Origin of the sequence: Chitinophaga sp., from assembly GCF_036566945.1 — a bacterium.
GTDB lineage: Bacteria > Bacteroidota > Bacteroidia > Chitinophagales > Chitinophagaceae > Chitinophaga.
Genome location: NZ_DATCVJ010000893.1, coordinates 1 through 3,463, shown reverse-complemented (window position 1 = coordinate 3,463; position 3,463 = coordinate 1). Strand labels below are relative to the sequence as shown.

The window sequence follows — 3,463 nt, the reverse complement described above, 5'->3', positions numbered from 1 at the left end:
CCAACGCGGTAGGCTGGGATGATAATGTGTATATCACTATATTAAATCATCAACAGGGGCTTACCGGAGAGGTAAGCCCCTTTTTTATTTTTACCAGGATGAAATTGAAAATTGCAATCCAGAAGTCAGGCCGCCTGCACGATGATTCCATCAAGTTATTGAAGGAATGCGGTATCGATATTAACAACGGTGTTAATAAACTGAAAACAGAAGCGACCAACTTCCCGCTGGAAGTGTTTTTCCTGCGCGATGATGATATTCCGCAATACATTGAAGATGGTGTGGCAGACATAGGAATTGTAGGCGAAAATGTAGTGCTGGAAAAACAAAAACAAGTGAATATTGTTCAGAAGCTGGGCTTCGGAAAATGCCGCTTGTCGATGGCCGTGGAGAAATCAGTGGATTACACTTCCGTGAAAGACCTGCACAACAAAAGAATTGCGACCAGCTATCCTGTGATAGTGGAAGAATTCCTGCAACGCAATGGTATCTCTGCGGAAATCCATGAAATCAGCGGATCAGTGGAAATTGCACCTGGTATTGGTTTGGCAGATGCTATCTGTGACCTGGTGAGCAGCGGCTCTACTTTATTCATGAATGGTTTGAAAGAAGTGGAAACAGTGCTGAAGTCAGAAGCCGTGCTGGCAGCTTGTCATAACCTGAAACCGGAACAACAACTGCTGCTGGATAAATTATTATTCCGTATTCAGGCGGTGAGAAAAGCAAAGAATAATAAATACATTTTGCTCAACGCACCCAATGATAAACTGAATGAAATCATTGGTTTATTGCCGGGTATGAAAAGCCCTACAGTACTGCCTTTGGCAGAAGCTGGCTGGAGCTCCGTTCACTCTGTACTGAATGAAAATGATTTCTGGGATATCATCGAAAGCCTGAAAGAGGCCGGTGCACAAGGTATCCTGGTAGTGCCCATTGAAAAAATGGTGATCTAAAAAAACTGCGTAAACGATGCAAACAACCAGATTTCCTGATAAAAGTACCTGGAATACCCTGTTGCAACGGCCTGTGATGGATACATCGGCACTGGAAAAAAAAGTGAACGATATCCTGCAGGAAGTACGCAGCGGCGGAGACCAGGCCATTAAAAAATTTGCGGCCGAATTTGATAAGGTAACGCTGGAGGATATACGTGTACCAGCCGCCGCTTTTGCGCAGGCAGAAGCAACGCTGCAACCCGCACTGAAAGCAGCGATACAACAGGCCGCTAAAAATATTACCACCTTCCACCGCGCACAGCAGGAAAAGGTACAGGTAATAGAAACCATGCCCGGCGTACAATGCTGGCGCAAACCGGTAGCTATTCAAAAAGTAGGTTTATATATTCCCGGTGGCTCTGCCCCCTTGTTTTCTACTATCTTAATGCTGGGTATACCAGCCATGATAGCAGGTTGTAGGGAGATAGTGCTCTGCACGCCTTCACTGCATCCCGCAATTTTGTATACGGCGCAATTGATAGGCATAGAGAAAGTCTTTACCATTGGTGGCGTACAAGCCATTGGTGCGATGGCTTACGGTACGGAAACGGTGCCACAGGTGTATAAGATCTTTGGTCCCGGCAATCAGTATGTCACCTGTGCCAAACAGCTGGTCAATAAAAGCGGTGTGGCTATCGACATGCCCGCTGGTCCTTCTGAAGTGGCCGTGCTGGCAGATGACAGCTGTATCCCCGATTTTGTGGCGGCCGATTTGTTATCGCAGGCGGAACATGGTCCTGATAGCCAGGTGGTATTAGTGACCACCAGCGAAAAAGTGATCACCGACGTGACCAATGCCCTTAATGCACAGCTGGAAAAACTGCCGCGCAAAGGCATTGCTACGGCGGCATTGGAAAACAGCAAAATGATCCTGGTGGCCGATATGGATACGGCCCTGGAAATGCTGAATACCTACGCACCGGAACATTTGATTTTAGCTTGCAGCGGAGCGGAAAATATCGCCGATAAGGTAACCGATGCCGGTTCTGTTTTCATGGGCAACTATACCCCTGAAAGTGCAGGCGATTATGCATCCGGTACCAATCACACGCTGCCTACGAATGGCTATGCCAGGGCCTATAGCGGCGTATCGCTGGACAGCTTCGTTAAGAAAATTACTTTCCAGCAGATTTCTCCCGAAGGGCTGCAAAATATAGGCGCTACTATAGAAGCCATGGCAGCGGCAGAAGGACTGGAAGCACATAAAAATGCCGTCAGCGTTAGATTGCAACAGCTGGAGAATTCCAGCTTATAAATAACTAATAATCATCACTAATATGTTCAATCTCGATACCCTCGTAAGGGAAAACATAAAAAGACTGGTACCGTATTCCACGGCCAGGGACGAGTTTAAAGGAGAGGCGACCATCTTCCTGGATGCAAATGAAAATAATTTCGGATCACCACTGCCGGTAAATTATAATCGCTACCCCGATCCGCTGCAATGGAAGCTGAAATATAAAATGGCCGATGTAAAAGGCGTACCACCACAAAACATTTTTATCGGCCACGGCAGCGATGAAGCCATAGACGTACTATACCGCTGCTTCGTAAATCCCGGTGTGGACAATGTAGTCCTTTGCCCGCCTACCTACGGTATGTACGAAGTGAGCGCCCACATCAACGATGCGGTGATCCGTAAAGTGAGCCTCACGGAAGATTTTCAGCTGGATATCCCCGCGCTGCAACAGGCGATCGATGAAAATACCAAACTCATTTTCATCTGTTCTCCCAACAACCCTACCGGTAACTCTATCAACCGCTCAGATATTGAATTACTGCTGAATAATTTTGAAGGGATTGTGGTGATAGATGAAGCATACATTAACTTCTCCCGTCAGAAAACATTTATCCAGGAACTCACAGAATACCCTAACCTCGTAGTACTGCAAACCATGTCCAAAGCATGGGGACTGGCAGGACTCCGAATAGGAATGGCCTTTGCCAGTGAAGATATTATCAACACTTTCAATAAAGTAAAGCCACCATACAATATCAGTCAGGCTACCGGCGAACTGGCATTACAGGCCCTCGACAACGTGAGCCAGGTAAATGAATGGATCCGTGAAATAGTGATAGAACGAGATCTGCTCTCTGCTGCCCTGGTACAACTGCCGGAAGTACTGGAGATCTATCCCAGCGACGCCAGTTTTATTTTGGTGAAAACCACGGATGCAAAGGGTATTTACAATCACCTCATCGAAAAAGGAATTGTAGTACGCGACCGCTCCAAAGTAGAACTCTGCATGGGCTGCCTGCGTATTACCATCGGCACACCCGCCGAAAACCTGCACCTGCTGGAGGTATTGAAAACTTTCAACAAAAAAGAAACACCTGTATCTGCATGAAACGAGTACTCTTTATAGACCGCGACGGTACCCTCATCAAAGAAGTGCCGCCCACTTACCAGATCGATAGCCTGGAAAAAATAGAGTTCTATCCCAAAGTATTTGTGAATATGGCCCGGA

At 46.7% G+C, this 3,463-nt stretch carries 3 protein-coding genes; all 3 read left to right on the top strand.

Going from position 1 to position 3,463, the window contains the following annotated elements:
• The coding region (gene hisG / locus VIP81_RS26900; RefSeq protein WP_331968626.1) for an ATP phosphoribosyltransferase at positions 1-953 on the top strand (953 nt) is incomplete at its 5' end.
• A 16-nt stretch (positions 954-969) separates the two neighbouring features.
• Positions 970-2,250: a histidinol dehydrogenase gene (gene hisD / locus VIP81_RS26895; protein WP_331968623.1), complete on the top strand. Its 1,281-nt coding sequence runs from the start codon at positions 970-972 to the stop codon at positions 2,248-2,250.
• Between the two features lie 22 nt (positions 2,251-2,272).
• The gene (gene hisC / locus VIP81_RS26890; protein ID WP_331968619.1) at positions 2,273-3,343 is read left to right on the top strand and encodes a histidinol-phosphate transaminase; all 1,071 of its coding nucleotides are present in this window, start codon (positions 2,273-2,275) and stop codon (positions 3,341-3,343) included.
• Positions 3,344-3,463 lie beyond the last annotated feature (120 nt).

What these genes read in the sequence shown, in the direction of transcription:
- hisD (WP_331968623.1), top strand. Translation starts at nt 970, where the DNA reads ATGCAAACAACCAGATTTCCTGATAAAAGTACCTGGAATACCCTGTTG.
- hisC (WP_331968619.1), top strand. Translation starts at nt 2,273, where the DNA reads ATGTTCAATCTCGATACCCTCGTAAGGGAAAACATAAAAAGACTGGTA.